Source organism: Pseudomonas sp. MWU12-2345, from assembly GCF_023242385.1.
Lineage (GTDB): Bacteria > Pseudomonadota > Gammaproteobacteria > Pseudomonadales > Pseudomonadaceae > Aquipseudomonas > Aquipseudomonas gingeri_D.
The window spans coordinates 1317353-1340173 of record NZ_JALLJA010000001.1 but is presented as its reverse complement, the minus strand read 5'-3'; the positions used below and the strand labels follow the sequence as shown (position 1 = coordinate 1340173).

Sequence of the window (22821 nt, the reverse complement as noted above, 5' to 3'; positions counted from 1 at the left end):
TTCGTATATACGGCAGACTCCTTGATAATCAATAACTTTAATCCGGGCCCTGAAATGAATTCGTCGTCTTCGGTGGATGAACAAAGCTTTCGCAAGTTATTGAGCCGCAACATCAGCCTGCCCTTGGCTGTCGGGGTTCTCAGCGCGATCTTTTTCGTTTCGCTGATCACCTACCTGCTGTCGGTGATCCAGTGGGTCGAGCATACTGACCGGGTGATCAATAACAGCAACGAGGCGATGAAGCTCTCGGTGGATCTGGAAACCGGCATGCGCGGTTTCCTGATCACCGGTGACGAGCATTTCCTCGACCCCTATGAAGTCGCCAAGCCGAAAATCATTGCCGACCTGCGTGGCTTGCAGGAACTGGTCGCGGACAATCCGCAGCAGGTCGACCGCTTCAAGCGTATCGAAGCCTTGCAGAGCTCCTGGAGCGAATACGCTCAGGCGATGATCGGACTGCGGCGTTCCGGCGGCGACTATCAGGGGGCGATCCTGTCGGGGCGCGGCAAGCGCCTGGTTGACGAGATCCGTAGCGAGTTTGAAAACGCCATCGACATGGAGCAGCAACTGCGGCTCGCGCGCAATGATGCCGTAAGCCGCACCACGATCTGGAGCATCGTCCTCTATCTCATTTTTGTGCTGGGTCTGAGCGCCTTGTTGGCCTTTATTGGTCGACGAGATTTATTAGCACTTTCAGCTAGTTATGCAAAAAACCTCGCGTCACAACTCAAGAGTGCGGAGCGCCTGGAGCAGCAAGCCTGGCTGCGCAGCGGCCAGACCGAACTGGCCGAGCAGGTGCTCGGCCAACTGACTCTCCAATTGCTGGGGCGCAATATCCTGCAATTCTGCGCCCAGTACATGGGCAGTGCGGTCGCGGCGTTGTATGTGCGCGAAGAGCATGGTGGCCTGACCCGTGTCGCCAGCTATGGCTTTTCCCGTGAGCAGGAGCAGCAGGAGCAGGCGATCTTCAGCGATGAAGGCCTGGTTGGCCAGGCCGCGGGCCAGGGCCGCCTGATCCGCCTGGACGAAGTGCCGGTGGATTACTTCAGGGTCAGTTCGGGCCTGGGCAACGGCTCGCCGCGCAGTGTGCTGGTGGTGCCGACCACCAACGATGAGCGGATCAACGGGGTGATCGAGCTGGGTTTCCTGCGGCCCTTGAACGACCGTGATATCGAGCTGCTGGAACTGATTGCCGACAATATCGGCACCTCCATCGAAGCCGCGCGTTACCGCCAGCGCTTGCAGGAGGTGCTGGCCGAGACCCAACAACTCAACGAAGAGTTGCAAGTCCAGCAGGAAGAGCTCAAGACCGCCAACGAAGAGTTGGAAGAACAGTCCCAGGTGCTCAAGGAGTCCCAGGTTCATCTGGAAAGCCAGCAGAGCGAACTCGAACAGACCAACGAGCAGTTGGCCGAGCAGGCCCTGGCCCTGGCCGAGCAGCGTGATGCGATGGACCTCAAGAACAATCAGTTGAACCTGGCCCAGGTCCAACTCGAGGAACGCGCCGAGGAGCTGCAACGCTCGAGCAAGTACAAGTCCGAATTCCTCGCCAACATGTCCCACGAGCTGCGCACGCCGCTCAACAGTTCGCTGATCCTGTCCAAGCTGCTGGCGGAGAACCCCGAGGACAACCTTACGGCGGAACAGGTCAAGTTCGCCGAATCGATCTACAGCGCCGGTAACGATCTGCTCAATCTGATCAACGACATCCTCGATATCTCCAAGGTCGAGGCCGGCAAGTTGGAGGTGCGCCCGGAAAACACCAGTATCGAACGTCTGGTGGAGGGGTTGCGCAACATGTTCCAGCCACTGGCCAGCGACAAGCAGCTGGGGTTCGAGGTCGAGTTGCGCGGCGATCTGCCGACGACGCTGTTCACCGACCGCCAACGTTTGGAACAGGTGTTGAAGAACCTGCTGTCCAACGCCATCAAGTTCACCGAGACCGGTCGGGTCAGCCTGAGCGTGTCGCGCCAGCCGGGTGTCGGGATTGCCTTTACCGTCCGCGACTCCGGCATCGGAATCGCCGCCGAACAGCATGAGAGCATTTTCGAGGCGTTCCGCCAGGCGGACGGCACCACCAACCGCCGTTATGGCGGCACCGGCCTCGGCCTGTCGATTTCCCGCGACCTGGCGGCGCTGCTCGGCGGCTCCATCAATGTGGCCAGCCAGCCCGGCCAGGGCAGTGTGTTTACCCTGGTGATGCCGGAGCGGTATGTGGAGCGCCACGATGGCGTGGGGCCCGCGCCGGTGGTAGCGCCGCCGGCACCGCTGGAGTCCCTGGATCCGCCGCGCAAGCTGGCGCCGGTGGTGGTGATGGAAACGCCGATCCAGCGTTTTGCCGATGACCGTGAAAAAGGCCCGTTCAGCAGCCGCTGTATCCTGGTGATCGAAGATGAACAGAAGTTTGCCCAGATTCTCTACGACCTGGCCCATGAGCTGGGTTACCAGTGCCTGGTGGCCCATGGCGCGGACGAGGGCTTCGAGCTCGCCGCGCAGTTCATCCCCGACGCGATCCTGCTGGACATGCGCCTGCCGGATCATTCCGGCCTGACGGTGCTGCAGCGCCTCAAGGAACAGGCACCGACCCGGCATATCCCGGTGCATGTGATTTCCGTGGAGGACCGCGTCGAGGCCGCCATGCACATGGGCGCCATGGGCTACGCGCTCAAGCCGACCACCCGCGACGAACTCAAGGAGATCTTCACGCGCCTGGAAGCCAAGCTGACCCAGAAGCTCAAGCGCGTACTGCTGGTGGAAGACGATGACCTGCAACGCGACAGCATCGCCCGCCTGATCGGCGACGACGATATCGAGATCACCGCCGTGGGGTTTGCCCAGGAGGCCCTCGATCTGCTGCGCGATACGGTCTTCGACTGCATGATTATCGACCTCAAGCTGCCGGACATGCTCGGCAACGAGTTGCTCAAGCGCATGGCCAGCGAAGACATCCGCGCTTTTCCGCCGGTGATCGTCTATACCGGGCGCAACCTGACCCGCGACGAAGAGGCCGAGCTGCACAAGTACTCGCGCTCGATCATCATCAAGGGCGCGCGCTCGCCGGAGCGCCTGCTCGATGAAGTGACACTCTTTCTGCACAAAGTCGAATCCCAGCTGTCCCATGAAAGACAGCGCATGCTCAAGACCGCCCGCAGCCGCGACAAGGTCTTCGAAGGGCGCAAGATCCTGCTGGTGGACGACGATGTGCGCAATATCTTCGCCTTGACCAGCGCGCTGGAACACAAGGGCGCGATTGTCGAAATCGGCCGTAATGGCCGCGAAGCGATTCAGCGACTCAACGAAGTGGAGGACATCGACCTGGTGTTGATGGACGTGATGATGCCGGAGATGGATGGTTACGAGGCCACGCTGGAGATCCGCAAGGATCCGCGCTGGCGCAAGCTGCCGATCATTGCGGTCACGGCCAAGGCGATGAAGGATGACCAGGAGCGCTGCCTGCAGGCCGGCTCCAATGACTACCTGGCTAAACCGATAGACCTGGATCGACTGTTCTCGTTGATCCGTGTCTGGCTACCGAAGATGGAACGGATCTAGTGGATCGAAGTACCGACATCGAGTTGCGGTTGTTGATCGAGGCGATCTACCTCAAGTACAGCTACGATTTTCGCGATTACTCCGGCGCGTCGATCAAGCGCCGGGTTCACCATGCCTTGCTCCAGCTCGATTGCGCAACCATCTCGGCGCTGCAGGAGCGGGTGCTGCACGATCCGGCGGCGTTCATGCAGTTGCTGCAGTACCTGACCATTCCGGTCAGCGAGATGTTTCGCGATCCCGGGCATTTCCTGGCGATTCGCCAGGAGGTGGTGCCGCTGCTCAAGACCTATCCATCGATCAAGATCTGGATCGCCGGGTGCAGCACCGGTGAGGAGGTGTACTCCATGGCGATCCTGCTGCGTGAAGAAGGTTTGCTCGAACGCACGATCATCTACGCCACCGACATCAACCCCCATTCGCTGGAAAAGGCCAAGCAGGGCATCTTTACCCTGGACAACGTGCGCACCTACGCCGATAACTACCGGGCGTCCGGCGGCGAGCGCGACTTTGCCGAGTACTACAACTCGGCCTACGGCTACGCGATATTCGACAAGACCCTACGGGAAAACGTGACCTTTGCCGACCACAGCCTGGCGACGGATAGTGTATTCTCTGAAACACAGCTGATTTCGTGTCGTAACGTATTGATTTATTTCAATAAAAAACTCCAGGATCGAGCCTTTGGGCTGTTCCATGAGTCGTTGTGTCATCGGGGCTTCCTGGTGCTGGGCAGCAAGGAGACGCTGGACTTTTCAGCCTATGGCAAGCGGTTCGAGGCGTTGGTCAAACAAGAACGGATCTACCGTAAATCATGAACGACCCGTTACTGCAAAGCATCGACCGCCAGCGGGTCGAAGCGGTCGTGGTGGGGGCCTCGGCGGGTGGCGTCGAGGCCCTGATGACCGTGCTCGGCTCGCTGACCACGCGTTTCAGCCTGCCGATCGTGACCGTCCTGCACATGCCGGACGGGCACCGTAGCCAGTTGGCCGAAGTGTTCGGGCGGCGCCTGGCGCTGCCGGTGAAAGAGGCGGACGACAAGGAAAGCATTGTGCCGGGTACTTTGTATTTCGCCGCTCCCGGGTACCACCTGTCCATCGAGCAGGACCGCAGCTTTTCGTTCAGTCGCGAAGAGCGGGTGCATTACTCCCGGCCCTCGATCGATTATCTCTTTGCTTCGGCGGCGGACGCTTATGGTTCGCGGCTGATGGGCATACTCTTGACTGGCGCCAATCAGGATGGCGCCGCGGGTCTGGTACAGATCCAACGCCAGGGTGGCTTGACCGTGGTGCAAGACCCGAATGACGCTCGGGTCGCGACCATGCCCGAAGCCGCGTTGGCGTTGCACCAGCCGGACTACCTTCTTTCTTTGCAGGGCATCGGCCGCCTGCTTGTCGAGCTGGAACGAATCACATGCTGAGTACTATCCAGGCCAAACTGCTGATCGTCGACGATCTGCCGGAGAATCTGCTGGCGCTGGAAGCGCTGATCAGGCGCGAGGACCGCATTGTCTACAAGGCGCTCTCGGCGGATGAGGCGCTGTCGCTGCTGCTTCAGCACGAATTCGCCATGGCCATTCTCGATGTGCAGATGCCGGGCATGAATGGTTTCGAACTGGCCGAGTTGATGCGCGGCACCGAGAAGACCAAGAATATTCCCATCGTCTTTGTCAGCGCCGCTGGCCGCGAGCGCAACTACGCCTTCAAGGGCTACGAGAGCGGCGCGGTGGACTTTCTGCACAAACCCCTCGACACCCATGCGGTGAAGAGCAAGGTCAGCATCTTTGTCGAGCTCTATCGACAGAGCAAGGCGATGAAGCTGCAAGTCGAGGCCCTGGAGCAAAGTCGCCGCGAGCAGGGGCTGTTGTTGCAGCAACTGCAGCTAACCCAGGAAGAGTTGCAGCACGCCGTGCGCATGCGCGATGACTTCATGTCGATCGTCTCCCATGAGGTGCGCACGCCGCTCAACGGGCTGATCCTGGAGACCCAACTGCGCAAGATGCACCTGGCCCGGGACAATGCCGACGCCTTCAGCCTGGACAAGATGCGCAGCATGGTCGCGCGGGACGAGCGGCAGATCCAGAGCCTGATTCGCCTGATCGAAGACATGCTCGATGTCTCGCGCATTCGCACTGGCAAGCTGTCGATCCGCCCCGTACGCCTGGACCTGGTGCAACTGGTGAGCAAATTGCTGGAGAGCTTCGCTGCGCAGGTGGACGCGGCCGGGTCGACGATCAGCTATTCGGGCGAGGCGTCACTGGTGGGCGAGTGGGATGAGTTCCGCATCGAACAGGTGATCTCCAACCTGCTGACCAACGCCTTGCGCTATGGCGCCAAAAGCCCGATCGAGGTGCGTGTGTACCGCCAGGCGAACGAGGCCCGGGTTGAAGTGCGTGACCGCGGCATCGGCATCGGCGAAGATGACCAGGCGCGGATCTTTCAGCAGTTCGAGCGGGTGTCCGGCAGTCATGTCGCCGCCGGCTTGGGTCTGGGCCTGTTTATTTCCGAGCAGATTGTCGCGGCCCATGGTGGTCGCATCACCGTCGAGAGTACCCTTGGCGAGGGGGCCTTGTTCTGCGTTTGCCTGCCCTTGTAGGAAAAGCCGACATCAGACGCAACCTCTGGCTGAGCCGATGGTCGTATTGGCAGCAATTTCAGGAATAAAGGCTTCCCATGAGTGAAGATGCACAAGACGTCGTATTGATCGTCGAGGACGATGCCTCGATCCTGATGGTCCTTTCGGCCTACCTTTCCAGCGAGGGCTATCGGGTACTGCAAGCGGAAAACGGCGAGCAGGCGTTCGCGATCCTGGCGAGCAAACCCAACCTGGACCTGATGATCACCGATTTTCGTTTGCCTGGTGGTGTTTCCGGGGTAGAGATCGCCGAGCCCGCGGTCAAGCTGCGCCCGGACCTCAAGGTGATCTTCATCAGTGGTTACCCGGCGGAAATCCGCGAGTCCCACAGTCCCATTGCCCATAGCGCGCCGATCCTGGCCAAGCCGTTCGACCTGGATGTCCTCCAGGAGCAGATCCGCAAGCTGTTGGCCTGACCCCCGTCACACACTGATCATCTCGCGAACCTTGGCCGTCAGCAGCTCGAAGGTGAAGGGCTTGGTGATCATTTGCATGCCCGGGTCGAGGAAGCCGCCGCGCACCGCCGCGTGTTCGGCGTAACCGGTGATAAACAGGATCCTCAGTCCGGGCCGCAGTTGCCGGCCGATTTCCGCCAGTTGCCGGCCGTTCATCCCTGGCAGCCCGACGTCACTGATCAACAGGTCGATGCGCTGGCCGGAGTCAAGAATCGGTATCGCGCCATTGGCATCGCAGGCCTCGACAAAACGGTAACCCAGCTCACCGAGCACTTCGCTGACCAGCACCCGCACCGCCGGATCATCCTCGACGATCAGTACGGTTTCACCGTCTTCGGCATGGGGCGCATGGCCGGAGTGCAGCGCTTCGTCCTGGACCACCGGGGCACCCTGGTAGCGCGGCAGGTACAGACTGACCGTGGTGCCCTGGCCGACGGTGCTGTCGATGGCCACATGGCCGCGGGACTGTTTGCTGAAACCATAGATCATCGACAGGCCCAGGCCCGTGCCCTGGCCGATGGGTTTGGTGGTGAAAAACGGATCGAAGACCCGGTTGATGATGCTTTGCGGTACGCCGCTGCCGCTGTCGCGCACCTGCAGCACCACATAGTCGCCGGGCTCGAGGTTGGCCTGGGCTTCGGTAAACGCCAGGTCCAGCGATTGGTTGAAGGTCCTGACCAGCAGGTTGCCGCCGTCCGGCATGGCGTCGCGGGCATTCAGCACCAGGTTGAGCAGGGCGCTTTCCAACTGGTTGGGGTCGGCTTCGGCGGTCCACAGGTTTTCACCGAGGGCCATTTCCAGGCGAATGCTTTCATTGAGACTGCGGTTCAGCAGCTCGCCCATGGAGGTCACCAGCTCGTTCATATTGACGGGCTTGGAGTCCAGCGACTGGCGCCGGGAAAAGGCCAGCAGGCGGTGGGTCAGGCCGGCGGCGCGGTTGGCCGAGGTCACGCCGAGGTCGATCAGGCTGTCGAGGTCCTCGAGGCGACCACGGGCCAGCCGCCGCTTGAGCAACTCGAGGCTGCCGATAATGCCGGTGAGCATATTGTTGAAGTCATGGGCGATGCCGCCGGTGAGTTGGCCGACGGCTTCCATTTTCTGCGACTGGCGCAAGGCTTCCTCGTTGTGACGCAGTTGCGCGGTGCGCTCTTCAACCTGTTGTTCGAGGGTTTCGAGGGTGTCCTTGAGGCGCAGTTCGCTTTGGCTGAGGTCGAACAGCCGGTCGCGGGCTTCATACTGGCGGCGGCGTCCGCGAATGGCGGCGGTCACCAGGCTGATCAGGGTTACCGGGTGGAACGGGCGCTCGAGAAAGGTCACATTGCCCAGCAGCGCGCCGAGCCGGGAAGAGGGCGGTTGGTCCGGGCCGCCGTGATGGGTCAGCAGCACGATCGGCAGGTCGGACCAGGCCGGCTGCTGTTGCAGGTACGCCTGCAGGGCGCCCAGGTCCGCTTCGCGCAGGGCCTCGGCGGCGATGATGATCAAACCCACGCCTTGTTCCAACTCGGCGCCGAGTGCCGCCAGGTCCCGGGCGATTACCGCGGGAAAACCGGCCTCGGCGAGAATCCTCAGGGCAATCTGGCTGTCGCGCCCCAGCGGAGCGAGGATGATGGCCCGTTCGGAGACCACGTCGGGGGTAGTCACAAACCTTCTTCCTTGAGCAGGGGCGGGCCTTCACCGAGGTAGGTCGGTACGCCACGCAAGACTCCCTGGAACGCCTCCAGCGGCGCACCGATGGTGATGCCCCGCGCATTGATGCGGTATTCGCGGATCGTCGACTCGTGGGCGCCGGTGCGTTTCTTGATGATGGAGATGGCCCGGCGGACCTTGCCCAGTGCTTCGAAGTAACGCAGCAGGATCACGGTGTCCGCCAGGTAGGTGATGTCCACCGGGGCCTGCATGTCGCCCACCAGCCCGTGCTGGGCGACGGTCATAAAGGTCGCCGCGCCCTGGCGATTGAGGTAGAGCAGCAACTCGTGCATATGCAGGATCAGCGCATTTTCTTCCGGCATCGCGGCCTGGTAACCGTTGATGCTGTCGATCACCACGGTCTTGATCCCGCCCTGATCCACGCAGCGGCGCACCCGATGGGAGAACTCACCGGGCGACAGTTCGGCGGCGTCGACCTGCTCGATCAACAGGTTGCCAGTGTCTTGCAGGGCCTGGAGATCAATGCCGATATTGCGCATGCGTTCGAACAGCAAGCCGAGCTCTTCATCGAAAATAAATAACGCGGCTTTCTCGCCGCGGGCCACCGCCGCGGCGGCGAAGACCATCGCGATCAGCGATTTACCGGTGCCGGCCGGGCCGAGGATCAGGGTGCTGGAGCCGGTTTCGATGCCGCCGCCGAGCAGTGCGTCCATCTCGACGATGCCGCTGGTGAGTTGCTGGCGCACATAACGGCCACGGTGTTCGGCCGCCACCAGCCGGGGGAAGACATGCAGGCCGTCGCCCATGATGGTGAAGTCATGGAAACCGCCACGGTATTTCTGCCCACGGTACTTCACCACCCGCACGCGGCGTCGTTCGGCGCCGTAGTTGGGGGTCAGTTCCTCCAGGCGGATCACGCCATGGGCGACACTGTGCACGGTCTTGTCGAGGGATTCGGTGGTCAGGTCGTCGAGCAGCAGGACGGTGGCGTCATAACGCACGAAGTAGTGCTTGATCGCCAGGATCTGCCGGCGATAGCGCAGCGAGCTCTGGGCCAGCAGGCGAATCTCCGACAGGCTGTCGAGGACCACGCGGGTCGGCTGGACCCGTTCCACCACTTCGAAAATCTGCTTGGTGGCTTCGCCCAGTTCCAGGTCCGAGGAGTACAGCAGGCTTTGCTGATGGTCGGCGTTGAGGAGGCTTTCCGGCGGGGTCAGCTCGAACAGGCTGATGTTCTCGTCCAGTTCCCAGCCGTGGGACGCGGCGCCCTGGCGCAGTTCGCGTTCGGTTTCCGAGAGCGTGATATACAGCGAGCGTTCGCCGGCCTGGGCACCGGCGAGCAGGAAGTGCAGCGCCACGGTGGTCTTGCCGGTGCCGGGTTCTCCTTCGAGGAGAAAGACATGGCCGCGGGACAAGCCGCCGCAGAGGATATCGTCCAGCCCTTCAATGCCGGTCGCTGCCTTGGGAGTGATGGGGGCAAGTGATGTAGTCAAGTCCAGACCTCTTGTTACCTAGGAGGGGTCTTGTACTGGACCTTGGGCATTTATCGGGGTTCAAAATTATTGCGCGACTCAGCCGGATGAACGCGATCTCTCCCTGTGGGTGTCGGCTTGCCGGCGATGGGGGCTGCAAGATAGCCAGAAGCTTCGCGGGCAAGCCCTGCTCCTACAACGTTGCGCCGTACACACAATCGGTGAACGACGCCATACTGTAGGAGCAGGGCTTGCCCGCGAAGAGGCCCTCGAACCCGCCAAAGTCTCGCGGACGAGCACTTACAACCCCTGCTGCAACGCCGGATCATCCGGGTTCTGCTGCTCCAACTGGGCCAGCAGGATCTGCACGTTCTGCAATTGCCCGGTTTCCTTCCAGTAACTGATCAGCAGCACCCGCGCCTTGCGGTTCGACGGTTGGCGCTGGACGATTTCCTCCAACTGCCGCTGGGCCGCCTCGACCTGCTGCAGGTCATGCAGGGTGGTGGCCAGCTTGTAGCGGTACTCGGCGTTCTCCGGTTGCAGTTCCACCGCCTTGGCCAACCCCAGCACCGCGAGTTCGGTCTGGCCGTGACGCAATAGCCAGACCCCCAGGGCATGTTGCAGATAGGCCGATTGCGGCTGCACCTGCAGCTGCTTGGCCAGCAGTTGCCGGGCCTGGTCCGGCTGGTTGCGCTTGTCCAGCAATTCGACCTGGGCCACCAGCGCCTTGAGGTTGTCCGGTTCCAGCCGCGAGACATGCTCCAGCGCTGCCTGCGCCTTGTCCAGCTCTCCCTCATGCAAATACAGGCGCGCCAGCTGGAACTGCGCCTCGGCGCTTTCCGGCTGGGCCGCGAGGGTCCGTTCGTACTCGTCCACCACCTGTTGCAGCGGGCCGTAATACAAGCCCTGGTCGTCCGGTGACAAACCGAGCATGGCGTTGGCGGCGGCGAAGCGCACGGCTTGCTCGTGGTCTTCCAGCACCGGACCGAGCAACAGGCTGCGCTGGGCCCCGGGTACCAGGCCGACAATGCTCTGGATCGCCGCTTCGCGAACCACCGGCGAGGAGTTCTGCAGGTCCGCATCGGCCAGTTTCAGGGCCTGGGGGCTGGGGTAGTTGGGCAGTTCGGCATGCAGGGCGGCGCGGCGGGCATCCGTCAGGTCTTTGCGCGCCAGCTGCTGGTAGAGCACCCGCGCCGCGCCGGGCAGGCCGTTATGCGCTTGCTTCAGCGCCTGGCCGTAATTGATATGCGGGGCCTGGGGCGCCGCCGGCTTGCCGGGCAGCCAGTGCCAGACAAGGCCGAGGGCAAGCAGGAGCGACAGGCTGGTAAGCAGGTAGCGGCGAGGCTTCGTCATGCAGGGTCCGTGAGCTGGCGAGCGTTGAATGTACCAGCTTCGGTCAGCCGCGCTCAGGAGTCAAACCCGCGCCACCGATCAGCCCGCCTCAGGTCAGCACATAGTCCACCGGTTCCAGCACCGGTGGCAGTTCGCTGTGCCCGAGGCTGGCGAGGACTTCGCGTTCCACGCTGCGCAGGATCGCATTGCACGGCAGATCGTTTTCATCGAAGCCGAACGGGTCCTCCAGGTCGTCGCCGATCTCGTCCAGGCCGAGGAAGGTGTAGCTGACGATGGCGGTGAACACCGGCGTCAGCCAGCCCAGCGGTTCGGCCATGGCGAAGGGCAGGAGAATGCAGAACAGGTAGATGGTGCGGTGCAGCAGCAGGTTGTAGGGGAAGGGCAGTGGCGTGTGCTTGATCCGCTCGCAACTGGCCTGGACCTGGCTGAGGCTGAGCAGCAGCGCCGAGAAGATTGTATAGCGGTACTCGCTGATCAGCCCTTGTGCCGCGAACCCGGAGCAACGTGCGCCGATCCGTTGCAGCAACTGGTCGGTGGCATTCGGATGGCCGGCGGCGGGCGTTTCCTGTTGCCAGGGTTCGATGGCCTGGCGTTCGTCCTCCAGGCGCAGACGGGCAATCAGGCCGTGGGCAAAACCGCAGAGCTCGCGCAGCAGCGCGGTCCGTTGCGGCCCATCGCCGAGCACCTGGCTTTCGCGAATCAACGAGCGCACGTCGATGATCAATTGCCCCAGCTGCTTGCGACCTTCCCACCAGCGGTCATAGCAGGCGTTGTTGCGAAAGCTCATGAAGATCGACAAGGACAAGCCGAGCAAGGTGAAGGGCGTGGCATTGACCTTGGAGAAATAGGCCGGATGCCAGGTCTCCACCAGCACGATGACCGAGGCCAGCACGGTCACCAGCAGGCAGCGCAGGGCAATGCGCTTGGCAATCGAGCCCTTGAGGGAAAACAGGATGGCGATCAGGTTCGGCTTGGAGCGGACGATCATGGCGAGGGTCTTGGGGCTTGGGAAAAATGACGGTACTCCACCTTAAGCGCCGCTGCCCGCCGTTGTCCAATCACCCTGGCCGACAAGATGATCGAAGGGCTCTATGACGGCATTAGCCGGGCAGCATCAAGCCGCTGGTCTCCCGCGTCAATGACTGGCGCTGGTGGACGAATTCCGCCATGCGCTCGCCGGGGATCGCCTTGCTGAAGTACCAACCCTGGATCACCAGTTCCGTCGACGAGTGCAGGGCATCGTACTGCTCCTGGGTTTCCACGCCTTCGACAATGATCCCCAGGTTCAGGGCTTCACACAGCCGCAGCATGCCATTCAAGACCCGCGCGCCCTCGGGATGGCAGTGGGCGACGACAAAGCTGCGGTCGATCTTGATGCAGTCGATCTTGAACTGGTGCAGGTAACTCAACGCCGAATAACCGGTGCCGAAGTCATCGATATACAGCTTGGCGCCGAAACCGTGCAGGCGCTCGATCAGGCGGTTGATCACCTGGACATCGCCGACCAGGGCGTCCTCGGTCAGTTCGACGGAAATCATGCCCTGGGCCTGGGCGAGTATCTCCAGCAGGCGCTCGCCGTACTCCGGCATGCACAAGGTGGCGCCGGTCACGTTGATGGTCATCGGCAGTTCAAAGCCGGCCTTGTGCCAACGCCGATATTGCTCCAACGCCTGGGAGGCCACCCACAGGTCGACATCCGGCATCAGGTTGGCCTGGCCTAGCCACTTGAGGAACTCCCAGGGCTGCTGGGCGTTACCATCCTTGTCGCGGGCGCGCATCAGGGCCTCGCAACCGGTGCACAGGCCGGTGGTCTTGGAGATTTGCGGCTGGAACTCCAGGTAAAACTCGTATTCGCTGATCTGGCGGATGCGGTCCACTTCCCGGGCACGACGGGCGTCGTTCTTGTACGAGGCCGCCACCGGGTCGAGTTCGAACAGCCGGCCCTTTTCCTCGAGGCTGCGGAAGGTGGTGTCGAAGGACTTGATATAGATGCCGTTGTCGGCGTCCTGGTGACGGTGCAGGCCAATCACATAGGGGGCGTAGATCAGGCTGCCGATACCCAGCAGCACCAATTGCAGGACCACCGCGGCCCAGTCGCCGTTGGTGCTCAGGTAGGCGTTGAGGAGCACCGGCGAGTTCAGCGGCATGCCGGTGACCATCGGTGCCACCCAGCCGGCCTGGGTCACCGCCACCGCGATCAGCGCGTTGAGCAGCGGGGTGATCAGAAAGGGGATGAACAGGCGCGGGTTGAGAATGATCGGCAGGCCGAACAGCAGGATCTCATTGACGTTGAACAACGACAGCGGCACCGCGGCCAGGGCCAGCAGGCGCAGGGAGCGGTCACGGGTAAACAGCAGCACGGCGACGATCAGTGACAGCGAGGCGCCGGAGCCGCCGATAAAGGCGAAACAGCCCAGCAGGCCGCTGTTGAGGATATAGCGGTGCGGTTCCCCGGCGGCGAGGTTGATCTGATTGATAGTCACCGCCTCGTCGAGGACGCTGAACACCGGCTGCATGGCGTGCAGGCCGTGGATGCCGAAGAACCACAGGACCGAGTTGCTGGCGCTGATCAGCGCGCCGTAGCGGTAGGGATGCTCCAGTGCCCCGCGGTCGAAGGGCACCTGCATCTGGGCGACCAGGGGAATCTCCAGCAGCAGTGATAGCACGGTGACCAGCAGGGCGGTGGCGATCAGGCCGGGGAGCACCACGTTGATGCTGTCGCGGACATTGAAGCCGACCACGTTTTCCCGTACCAGCCGTGTCCAGGATTGTCGGTACAGCCAGGCCATGATCGGTACGTTGATCAGCGGCGAGGCGATGGCGATAAACAGCACCAGGGTGGCCGCGGCCCGGGGAAAGTCGCTGAGCAGGTAAATGGCGATTTCCACATGGGCCAGGCACAGGAAGGCCACCGGCACCTGGGGCAGGCGATAGCGGATGGCAAGCATATAGCCGATGGAGGCGGCCACCAGCAAGGGCAGGATGCCGCTGATCTTCTCGTGCAATCCGGCGAGGAAATTCACCCAGTCGTCGGGCAGCCCGGCCAGGCGGGCGCAGGCCGACAGGATCAGGAATGCCGTCGACACCAGCAGGCAGGGCAGCAGCCACAGCAGGCCTTCGCGGATGGCCCGCAGCGAATCGGCCCCGGCCAGCGCGGCCAGGCGCTGGGTCAGGAACAACTGGAAGACTGACTGTGACATTGCCCAACCCCTTTAGACCTTCAGTCCTTTCGGGGCAAATAGCTATCAGTTCGGCCCCTGGCGACGAGCATATCCCGAGATGGCCCGAAAAGGCCAAGTCGCTGCTTGAAAAAGCCCCGAGGCCAAAGGCACTCGGGGCCGGTCGATGGGTGTGCGGGCGAAAAATGGCGGCGTCACTGATGTCCGCCGGATTGCAGTTGGTGACCGAGCCGAGCAGTGGCGGGAGCAGGCTGTTCGCTGTCCCGGTGGCGGTCCAGACTACCGGCGTGACCTCGCCCGCGGCGCAGGCCCCTGCGACTCCGGCGCTGGAGGTGAACAACGACGGCAGGATAGTGGCCCCGCCTGAATTGAGATCTGAAACGGCGTAGTGGACGAAGTCCTTTCCAATGGAGTTGGCAATCGTCAGATGATTGTTAGTGACACCCACGGCATAACTGTGACGTTGTACATGTTGTCGGTCCAGGTGACAGCCTGGGCCGTCGTGGCCAGGTTGACACCCGCGATAACCAATCCAAGTGAAGTAACAAGACGAGAGGGGCGTTTCATAACGCTTCTCCTTGCGATGAGTGTGAACGCACGATCTGTGCGCGCACTTACCGTACCCCTGGGCCCACTCCACCAGTAACTGTCAGAAATGACAGTTCGTTAGAGCAATTCGAAGCTGCTGAAATATCCAGCAACGCTATTGCCAGGGCTTATTCACGGACGAAAAAAAGCCCCGCGACCAAGGTGGCGCGGGGCTGAAAAAGGGTCGGAGGGCATCCAACCCCGGGAGGTCTTGAATCAGTTGCTGCTGGCGACCGTCTGTGGCTCGTAGCCGCCACCGAGGGACTTGTAGATCGCCACGATGCCGCGATACAGATCGGTCTCGGCCTGGGCCTGGCTGTCTTCGGCGGCCAGGCGTTCGCGCTGGGCATCGAGCAGGACCAGGAAGTCGGCAGTGCCTTCGCGGTAGCGAATCGCAGCCAGATCGGCGGCGGCACGGCTCGATTCGCTCTGGCGGATCAGCGAGATCAGCCGTTGCTGGCGCTTGCCGTAATCGCTGAAGGCGTTCTGGGTTTCTTCCAGGGCCAGCAACACTTGCTGCTCGTAGCTGGCCAGGGCGCCTTCGGCCTCGGCGTTGGCACCGCGCAAACGGGCCCTGACGCTACCGAGGTTGAACGCCGGCCAGGTAATACTTGGGCCGAGGGCCCAGGCATTGGCGGCCGGCGAGCCGATCTGCGAACCGCGCCCGGCGGTAAAGCCGAGGAAGCCGCTGAGGCTGACCCGGGGGAACAGGTCGGCCTTGGCCACGCCGATCCGCGCGGTGGCGGCGGCCAGCTTGCGTTCGGCGCTGACGATATCCGGACGGCGTTGCAGCAGGTCGCCCGGATTGCCAATGGCCAGGGCCTTGGAAATCGCCGGCAGGTCTTTCGGACCCAGGTCCACTGTCAAAGTGTCCGGACGCTCGCCGAGCAAGGTCGCGATACGGTTGCGCTCACGGGTCTGTTCGGCCTGCAATTGCGGCACCGTGGCTTCGACCGCCGCGAGGCGGGCGTCGGCACGGACCACGTCGAGCTGATCGCCGACACCGGCGTCACGCAGGCTTTCGGTGATGCCCTTGGATTCCTGTTGGTTCTTCAGGTTGGCCAGGGCGATCTTTTCCCGCAGTTGCGCGCCACGCAGTTGACCGTAGGCATCCACCAGTTCGGCAATCATGGTGACTTGCAGTTGGTAGAGGTCGGCTTCGGCCACCTGCTGGTCGGCATCGGCGGCTTCCAGGTTGCGGCGGATACGGCCGAACAGGTCGACTTCCCAGGCCATGTCCAGGCCCAGGTCATAGCGTTCGCTATTGACCCGCTGCTCGGTGGTGCCCGGCACCTGGCCCTTGCCGAGGTCGGCGCTGGCACGGCTGGTGATGGTCGGCATGGTTTCGGTGCTGACATCGTCGCGGATCGCCCGCGACGCTTTCAGGCGGGCGAAGGCCACGCGCAATTCACGGTTGCCGGCCAGTGACTGGGTCACCAGCTGGTTCAGGGTCGGATCGTCGAACTGCTGCCACCAGATACCCTGGAAGTGCGCACGGTCATAGTTCTTCTGACCGGCGCTGCCATCGGTGGCGGCGGTGATGTTCGCCTTCTCCGTGGCCGGGGTCTTGTAGTCCGGGCCGACGGTGCAGGCGCCCAGCGCCAGCACCAGCAGGCTCGGTAGAAAGGCCTTCAGACTGCTCATTGTTGCGCCTCCAGCTTGAGGGCCCGGGCGGCTTTGCGAGCATCGCTGCGCTCGACAAAGCGGCGAATCAATACGTAGAACACTGGCGTCAGCAGCAGACCGAAGAAGGTCACCCCGAGCATCCCGGAGAACACCGCCACACCCATGGCATGACGCATCTCGGCACCGGCACCGCTGGAGAACACCAGGGGCACCACACCCATGATGAAGGCGAAGGAAGTCATCAGGATCGGCCGCAGACGCAGGCGGCAGGCTTCCAGTACCGCGCTCAGCGGATCGAGGCCTTCCTGCTGTTTATCCTTGGCAAACTCGACGATCAGAATCGCGTTCTTGCACGCCAGGCCCACCAGTACGATCAGGCCGATCTGGGTGAAGATGTTGTTGTCGCCACCGGAAGCAATCACCCCGGTAATCGCCGACAGCAGGGTCATCGGTACGATCAGGATCACCGCCAGCGGCAGGCTCCAGCTTTCGTATTGGGCGGCCAGTACCAGGAACGCCAGCAGTACGCAGAGCGGGAACACGAACAGCGCGGTATTGCCCGAGAGGATCTGCTGGTAGGTCAGGTCGGTCCACTCGTAGGTCATGCCGTTGGGCAGTTCGTCCTTGAGCAGTTTCTCGACCGCCAGCTGGGCCTGGCCGGAGCTGTAGCCCGGTGCGGCGGCGCCGTTGATTTCCGCGGTGATAAAGCCGTTGTAGTGCATGACGCGGTCCGGACCCGAGGTGTCGCTGACCTTGATAAAGGTCGCCAGGGGGATCATCTCGCCTTTGTTGTTACGCACTTTCAGCTGGCCGATCTGGTCGGACTCGAGGCGGAACTGCTGTTCGGCCTGGACGTTGACCTGATAGGTGCGACCGAAGCGGTTGAAGTCGTTGGCATACAGCGAACCCAGGTAGATCTGCAGGGTGTCGAAGATGTCGCTGACGGCCACGCCGTGGGTCTTGGCCTTTTCCCGATCGATAGCGGCATCGACCTGCGGCACGTTGACCGTGTAGCTGGTGAACAATCCGGCCAGTTCCGGCACGCTTCGGCTCTTGCCGATGATGTTCATGGTTTCCTTGTACAGCTCGTCGTAACCCAGGTTGCCACGGTCTTCGATCTGCAGGCGGAAGCCGCCGATGGTGCCCAGGCCTTGTACCGGCGGAGGCGGGAAGATCGCCATGTAGGCTTCCTGGATCCCGGCGAACTTGCCGTTCAGGGCACCGGCAATGGCACCGGCGGACTGGCTCGGGTCCTTGCGCTGGTCGAAAGGCTTCAGGGTCACGAACACGATACCGGCGTTCGGGCTGTTGGTGAAACCGTTGATCGACAGGCCAGGGAAGGCCACCGCGCTTTCCACGCCAGGCTGTTTCAGGGCCAGGTCGGACATGCGCTTGATCACGTCTTCGGTACGGTCCAGGCTCGCCGCGTCCGGCAGTTGGGCGAAGGCCACCAGGTATTGCTTGTCCTGGGCCGGGACGAAACCGGTCGGGGTGCTGGCGAAACCGAACCAGGTCAGGACCATCAGGCCGGCGTACAGCACCAGGGCGATGCCGCTGGCACGGATCACGCGGGTCACGGTGCCGACATAACCATGGCTGGCGCGGTCGAAGAAGCGGTTGAACGGACGGAACAGCCAGCCGCCCAGCAGTTTGTCGAGGACCTTGGAGAAACCATCCTTCGGTGCGTCGTGACTTTTGAGCAGCACGGCAGCCAGTGCCGGCGACAGGGTCAGCGAGTTGAATGCCGAGATCACGGTGGAGATGGCGATGGTCAGGGCGAACTGCTTGTAGAACTGACCGGTAAGCCCGGAGATGAAGGCCGCCGGGATAAACACCGCACACAGCACCAGCGCCGTGGCCACGATCGGACCGGTCACTTCACGCATGGCGCGCTTGGTGGCTTCCACCGGGTTGAGGCCCAGGCCGATATTTCGTTCGACGTTCTCCACCACCACGATGGCGTCGTCCACCACGATACCGATGGCCAGTACCAGGCCGAACAGCGACAGGGCGTTGAGCGAGAAGCCGAACAGGTGCATGACCGCGAAGGTACCGATCAGCGACACCGGTACTGCTACCAGCGGGATGATCGAGGCACGCCAGGTCTGCAGGAACAGGATCACCACCAGGACCACGAGGATCAGGGCTTCGAACAGGGTGTGAACCACCGCTTCGATGGAACCGCGGACGAAGATCGTCGGGTCATAGACGATGCTGAAGTCCATGCCTTCGGGGAAGTCCTTCTTCAACTCGGTCATCTTGGCGCGGACTTCGTTGGAGATATCGATGGCGTTGGAGCCCGGACGCTGGAAGATCGGGATCGCCACCGCCGGCTGGTTGTCCAGCAACGAGCGCAGCGCGTACTGGCTGGAGCCGAGCTCGACCCGGGCGATATCTTTCAGGCGGGTGATCTCGCCGTCGTCGCCGGCTCGAATCACGATGTTCTCGAATTCTTCCTCGGAGACCAGGCGCCCCTGGGCATTGACCGACAGCTGGAAGCTGGTGGCGTTGGGGGCGGGGGGCGCACCCAACTGGCCGGCCGCGACCTGGCGGTTCTGCTCGCGAATGGCGTTGACCACATCGGTGGCGGTCAGGTTGCGCGAAGCAGTCTTGTTCGGGTCGAGCCAGACCCGCAGGGAATAGTCGCCCATGCCGAACAACTGCACGTCACCCACGCCGCCGAGGCGCGCCAACTCGTCCTTGATATTGAGCAAGGCGTAGTTGGACAGGTAGAGCATGTCGTAGCGTTTGTCCGGCGAGGTCAAGTGCACAACCATGGTCAGGTCGGGCGAGGCCTTGTCGACAGTGATACCGATCCGCGTCACTTCCACCGGAAGTTTCGGCTCTGTACGGGTCACACGGTTCTGCACCTGTACCTGCGCGTTGTCCAGGTCGGTACCCAGGGCGAAGGTGATGGTCAGGGTCAGCTTGCCGTCGGCGGTGGATTGCGAGGACATGTAGAGCATGTTCTCGACGCCGGTGATCGCCTGTTCCAGCGGCGCGGCCACGGTTTCACCGATGACCTTGGGGTTGGCGCCAGGGAAGTTGGCACGCACGACCACGGTCGGCGGTACCACTCCCGGGTATTCACTGATAGGCAACTGGAACAGCGAGATGGCACCCGCGATCAGGATCAGCAGCGAAAGCACCGCCGCGAAGATCGGTCTTGATATGAAGAACTGGGAAAAATTCATCGTGTGTATCCCTTAACCGCGTGGAGTCGCTACGGCCAGCTTGGTAGCCGGTGCCGGTGCGCTCTTGGCGGGCGTGACCTGGGGCAGGTTGCTGGCTTCCAGGGCTTGTTTTTGTAGGGCCAGGGCCGCGAGGGTTTCCTTGGACGCCATCGGGATCACTTCCGGATCCACGGGCGAGCCAGGGCGAACGCGTTGCAGGCCCTTGACGATGATGGTGTCGTCCTTGTTCAGGCCATTGCGCACGATGCGCAACCCTTCGATTTTCGGACCCAGCTCGACCGAGCGGTAAACGGTCTTCTTGTCGGCGTCCATGACCAGCACGAACTTTTTGCCAAGGTCGGTACCCACGGCTTCGTCGTTGATCAGCACGGCGGCGTAGGTGCCGCTGCCGACCAGCTTCAGGCGTGCATACAGGCCCGGGGTGAAGGCGCCGTCGGCGTTGTCGAACACCGCGCGACCGCGAATGGTGCCGGTCTTGGGGTTGACCTGGTTGTCGACGAAGTTCATCACGCCCTGGTGCGGGTTGCCGGTTTCATTGGACAGGCCGAGGTAGACCGGGGTGGTCTGGCCACGTTTGCCCTGGCGCGCGAGTTGGGTGTACTTGAGGTAGACCCGCTCGTCGGCGTCGAAGTAGGCGTAGACCTTGTCGGTGGAAACCACGCTGGTCAGCGGGGTGACATCGGCGGTGACGATGTTGCCGGCGGTGATTTCGGCACGGCTGACGCGGCCGCTGATCGGGGCGGTGACGCGGGTGAAACTCAGGTTCAGTTTCGCCAGGTCCAACTGCGCCTGGGTGGCGTCGACCGCGGCCTTGGATTCCTGGGCGGAGCTGCTGCGGGTGTCGGCCAGTTCGGCGGAAATCGCGTTGCTGGTCAGCAGGCGCTTGCCGCGCTCGGCCTCGTTGGCGCTGCGGCTGGCGCTGGCGCGGGCTTGTTGCAATTGGGCTTCGAGGCGATGGACTTCAGCCTGGTAAGGACGTGGGTCGATCTGGAACAGCAGATCGCCTTTCTTCACCAGGGCGCCTTCGGTGAAGGCGACCGAGTCGATCTGCCCAGAGACGCGCGGACGGATCTCGACGGTTTCCGGGGCTTCGAGGCGACCGGTGAACTCGTCCCATTCATTGACGGGCTGCTCGATGACCTTGGCCACGCTGACCTTGGCTGCCGGCATCGCGCCACCTGCCGCCACGGGCGCTTTACCGCAGGCGCTTATCACCACGACCGCCAGGGCAGCCAGAGGGAAGCGCAAAAGTTTAAGTGACTGTTCCATGGGGGGAGTCCGCCAATCTATTGAGATGGGCGGATCATGCTGTGGCGGGGTGGTTGCGCACGAATCGAATGAAGCGAAGGTAACTATCATTCGGAATGATATCAATCCGACTCGAGCCCTCTAGCATGCGCTTTCCGTTAGGTTGCTATCTATTCCGGAAATGACAAATCACTGTTGCTGGGAATGCAAAAGCCCCTCTGGCGTCATCCCGCGCAGCGCTGTCGCGCAGGGTAATGTCGGGAATGTCGCTACCGTCTTGAAAGGCCCTTGCAACGGAGGACTGTTACGCGGCGATCGATCTGGATATTCAGAATTATCCGATCATTGATGGGAATAATGCCTACATCGCCTACAAAAAGGTTCAGTAAAATGGCAAGTCCGACCGACGGGTCGGTACGTTAGCAGGGTGTTGTCCTACAGGATCGGTAAACATACCGTGAGCCTTTGCAGGATCGCAATTTCAGACAGGGACCACGTTTCGGACACCCATTCATTCGCCTCCTTTGATTATCGACTCCGTTAATCAACGACACGAACACGCCTATTCAAACCTCGACATTCGAGTTGTCGGGGCGGCTCGACTTTGTCCAGAACAGGGTCAGACAAAAATAATTACCGAGGATTATCCATATGGTTCAACTCGACTTCTACGGCACACTGGTGGCCGCTTCGCTGGTGCTGCTGCTTGGTCGCGGACTCTGTCGCCGCGTTGGTTTCCTGCGCACCTACAACATTCCCGAACCCGTTGCCGGCGGCCTGGTGGTGGCTCTGGTGCTGTTGCTCCTGCGGGTATTCGCCGATTTTAAAGTGAGCTTCGACACCTCTCTGCAAGTCCCGTTGATGCTGGCCTTCTTCGCTACAATTGGCTTGAGCGCCGACTTCAGCAGCCTGAAGAAAGGCGGACGGGTACTGGGTATTTTCCTGCTGGTGGTCGTGGGCTTGCTGGTGGTGCAAAACGCCCTCGGTGTGTCACTGGCCGCCGCGTTGGGCCTGGATCCGCTGATGGGGTTGCTGGCCGGTTCCATCACCTTATCGGGCGGTCACGGTACCGGCGCCGCGTGGAGCTCGGTGTTCACCGAGCAGTATCGCGTGGCGTCGGCTTCAGAGCTGGCCATGGCCTCGGCGACTTTCGGCCTGGTGCTGGGAGGCCTGATCGGCGGGCCGGTGGCCAGGTTTCTGCTGAAGCGTGTAAAGACCCAGGAACTGATCGGTGAAGTACCGAGCATGCCGAAGGGCTTCGAGCAGCCCAATCGCGAGCGGATGATCACACCGGGTTCGTTTATCGAGACATTGGCGTTGATTGCCATCAGCCTGTTGGCCGGTACCTTCCTGAGCGAGCTGATCAAGGGCACGGCCCTTGAGCTGCCGACCTTCGTCTGTGTGCTGTTTGTCGGCGTGCTGCTACGCAATAGCCTGTCGGTGCTGGGTTGGCACGAGGTGTTCGAACGAGAGGTATCGGTGCTGGGCAATGTCAGCCTGTCGCTGTTCCTGGCCATTGCGCTGATGTCGCTGAAACTGTGGGATCTGGCGGCGCTGGCCTTGCCGATCTTTATCCTGCTGACGGCCCAGGCAGTGCTGATGGCGCTGTTCGCGATCTTCGTCACCTTCCGGGCGATGGGCCGCAGCTATGATGCCGTGGCCATGGCCGCCGGGCATTGCGGTTTTGGTCTGGGCGCAACGCCCACGGCGATTGCCAACATGCAGGCGGTGACCCAGCGTTACGGCCCGTCGCGGATCGCGTTTCTGGTGGTCCCCATGGTGGGGGCGTTTTTTATCGATATCGCCAATGCCATTGTGATCAAGCTTTATCTGGCGTTGCCATTTGTAGGCAACATGACCTGATGGATGGACAGGG

General features: G+C 62.1%; 15 protein-coding genes. 6 read left to right on the top strand and 9 right to left on the bottom strand.

The features are described from left to right. Positions 1-54: 54 nt before the first annotated feature. The 5 genes from M5C71_RS05630 to M5C71_RS05610 all read left to right on the top strand — a co-directional run bounded on the left by M5C71_RS05630 (position 55) and on the right by M5C71_RS05610 (position 6599). The gene (locus M5C71_RS05630; RefSeq protein ID WP_248747381.1) at positions 55-3552 is read left to right on the top strand and encodes a response regulator; all 3498 of its coding nucleotides are present in this window, start codon (positions 55-57) and stop codon (positions 3550-3552) included. Next, complete coding sequence (locus tag M5C71_RS05625; RefSeq protein WP_177098811.1) at positions 3552-4367, top strand: protein-glutamate O-methyltransferase CheR; 816 nt, start codon at positions 3552-3554, stop codon at positions 4365-4367. Before M5C71_RS05630 ends, M5C71_RS05625 begins: the two co-directional genes overlap by 1 nt. Next, positions 4364-4969, top strand: coding sequence for a chemotaxis protein CheB (locus M5C71_RS05620; protein WP_103494838.1), 606 nt, complete (start codon positions 4364-4366; stop codon positions 4967-4969). Before M5C71_RS05625 ends, M5C71_RS05620 begins: the two co-directional genes overlap by 4 nt. Beyond that, positions 4963-6144 carry a hybrid sensor histidine kinase/response regulator gene (locus M5C71_RS05615; protein ID WP_103494839.1) on the top strand — a complete coding sequence of 394 codons (1182 nt, stop codon included), beginning with the start codon at positions 4963-4965 and terminating at the stop codon, positions 6142-6144. Before M5C71_RS05620 ends, M5C71_RS05615 begins: the two co-directional genes overlap by 7 nt. 77 nt (positions 6145-6221) lie before the next feature. Beyond that, positions 6222-6599, top strand: coding sequence for a response regulator (locus M5C71_RS05610; RefSeq protein ID WP_103494840.1), 378 nt, complete (start codon positions 6222-6224; stop codon positions 6597-6599). Between the two features lie 6 nt (positions 6600-6605). Here the strand turns inward: M5C71_RS05610 and M5C71_RS05605 are convergent, their stop codons facing one another. The 9 genes from M5C71_RS05605 to mexE form a co-directional block, all read right to left on the bottom strand. Further along, positions 6606-8279 (bottom strand): ATP-binding protein, encoded by a 1674-nt coding sequence (locus M5C71_RS05605; RefSeq protein WP_103494841.1) that lies wholly within the window; start codon positions 8277-8279, stop codon positions 6606-6608. Beyond that, entirely contained in the window at positions 8276-9778 is a 1503-nt protein-coding gene (locus tag M5C71_RS05600; RefSeq protein ID WP_103494842.1) for an ATPase domain-containing protein, read from the bottom strand. Before M5C71_RS05600 ends, M5C71_RS05605 begins: the two co-directional genes overlap by 4 nt. Before the next feature lie 279 nt (positions 9779-10057). After that, on the bottom strand, positions 10058-11110 hold the full coding sequence (locus M5C71_RS05595) for a tetratricopeptide repeat protein (protein ID WP_248767418.1): 1053 nt from the start codon (positions 11108-11110) through the stop codon (positions 10058-10060). Between the two features lie 88 nt (positions 11111-11198). After that, positions 11199-12098 carry a bestrophin family protein gene (locus M5C71_RS05590; RefSeq protein WP_152739526.1) on the bottom strand — a complete coding sequence of 300 codons (900 nt, stop codon included), beginning with the start codon at positions 12096-12098 and terminating at the stop codon, positions 11199-11201. Between the two features lie 112 nt (positions 12099-12210). Further along, positions 12211-14310 (bottom strand): EAL domain-containing protein, encoded by a 2100-nt coding sequence (locus M5C71_RS05585; RefSeq protein WP_248767417.1) that lies wholly within the window; start codon positions 14308-14310, stop codon positions 12211-12213. 402 nt (positions 14311-14712) lie between these two features. Next, a complete protein-coding gene (locus M5C71_RS05580; protein WP_248767416.1) occupies positions 14713-14856 on the bottom strand; it encodes a hypothetical protein in 144 nt (47 codons plus the stop codon). A gap of 237 nt (positions 14857-15093) precedes the next feature. Continuing rightward, the gene (locus M5C71_RS05575; protein WP_248767415.1) at positions 15094-16521 is read right to left on the bottom strand and encodes a TolC family protein; all 1428 of its coding nucleotides are present in this window, start codon (positions 16519-16521) and stop codon (positions 15094-15096) included. Continuing rightward, the gene (locus M5C71_RS05570) at positions 16518-19697 is read right to left on the bottom strand and encodes an efflux RND transporter permease subunit (RefSeq protein WP_177098806.1); all 3180 of its coding nucleotides are present in this window, start codon (positions 19695-19697) and stop codon (positions 16518-16520) included. The genes M5C71_RS05575 and M5C71_RS05570 overlap by 4 nt, the downstream gene beginning before the upstream one ends. Positions 19698-19709: 12 nt before the next feature. After that, positions 19710-20966, bottom strand: a complete 1257-nt coding sequence (gene mexE, locus M5C71_RS05565) for a multidrug efflux RND transporter periplasmic adaptor subunit MexE (protein ID WP_248767414.1) — start codon at positions 20964-20966, stop codon at positions 19710-19712. A 630-nt stretch (positions 20967-21596) separates the two neighbouring features. Here mexE and gltS point away from each other — a divergent pair. Then, on the top strand, positions 21597-22808 hold the full coding sequence (gltS, locus tag M5C71_RS05560; RefSeq protein ID WP_248767413.1) for a sodium/glutamate symporter: 1212 nt from the start codon (positions 21597-21599) through the stop codon (positions 22806-22808). Positions 22809-22821 lie beyond the last annotated feature (13 nt).

What these genes read in the sequence shown, in the direction of transcription:
- M5C71_RS05630 (WP_248747381.1), top strand. Translation starts at nt 55, where the DNA reads ATGAATTCGTCGTCTTCGGTGGATGAACAAAGCTTTCGCAAGTTATTG.
- M5C71_RS05620 (WP_103494838.1), top strand. Translation starts at nt 4,364, where the DNA reads ATGAACGACCCGTTACTGCAAAGCATCGACCGCCAGCGGGTCGAAGCG.
- M5C71_RS05615 (WP_103494839.1), top strand. Translation starts at nt 4,963, where the DNA reads ATGCTGAGTACTATCCAGGCCAAACTGCTGATCGTCGACGATCTGCCG.
- M5C71_RS05610 (WP_103494840.1), top strand. Translation starts at nt 6,222, where the DNA reads ATGAGTGAAGATGCACAAGACGTCGTATTGATCGTCGAGGACGATGCC.
- M5C71_RS05595 (WP_248767418.1), bottom strand. Translation starts at nt 11,110, where the DNA reads ATGACGAAGCCTCGCCGCTACCTGCTTACCAGCCTGTCGCTCCTGCTT.
- M5C71_RS05590 (WP_152739526.1), bottom strand. Translation starts at nt 12,098, where the DNA reads ATGATCGTCCGCTCCAAGCCGAACCTGATCGCCATCCTGTTTTCCCTC.
- M5C71_RS05585 (WP_248767417.1), bottom strand. Translation starts at nt 14,310, where the DNA reads ATGTCACAGTCAGTCTTCCAGTTGTTCCTGACCCAGCGCCTGGCCGCG.
- M5C71_RS05580 (WP_248767416.1), bottom strand. Translation starts at nt 14,856, where the DNA reads ATGAAACGCCCCTCTCGTCTTGTTACTTCACTTGGATTGGTTATCGCG.
- M5C71_RS05575 (WP_248767415.1), bottom strand. Translation starts at nt 16,521, where the DNA reads ATGAGCAGTCTGAAGGCCTTTCTACCGAGCCTGCTGGTGCTGGCGCTG.
- M5C71_RS05570 (WP_177098806.1), bottom strand. Translation starts at nt 19,697, where the DNA reads ATGAATTTTTCCCAGTTCTTCATATCAAGACCGATCTTCGCGGCGGTG.
- mexE (WP_248767414.1), bottom strand. Translation starts at nt 20,966, where the DNA reads ATGGAACAGTCACTTAAACTTTTGCGCTTCCCTCTGGCTGCCCTGGCG.
- gltS (WP_248767413.1), top strand. Translation starts at nt 21,597, where the DNA reads ATGGTTCAACTCGACTTCTACGGCACACTGGTGGCCGCTTCGCTGGTG.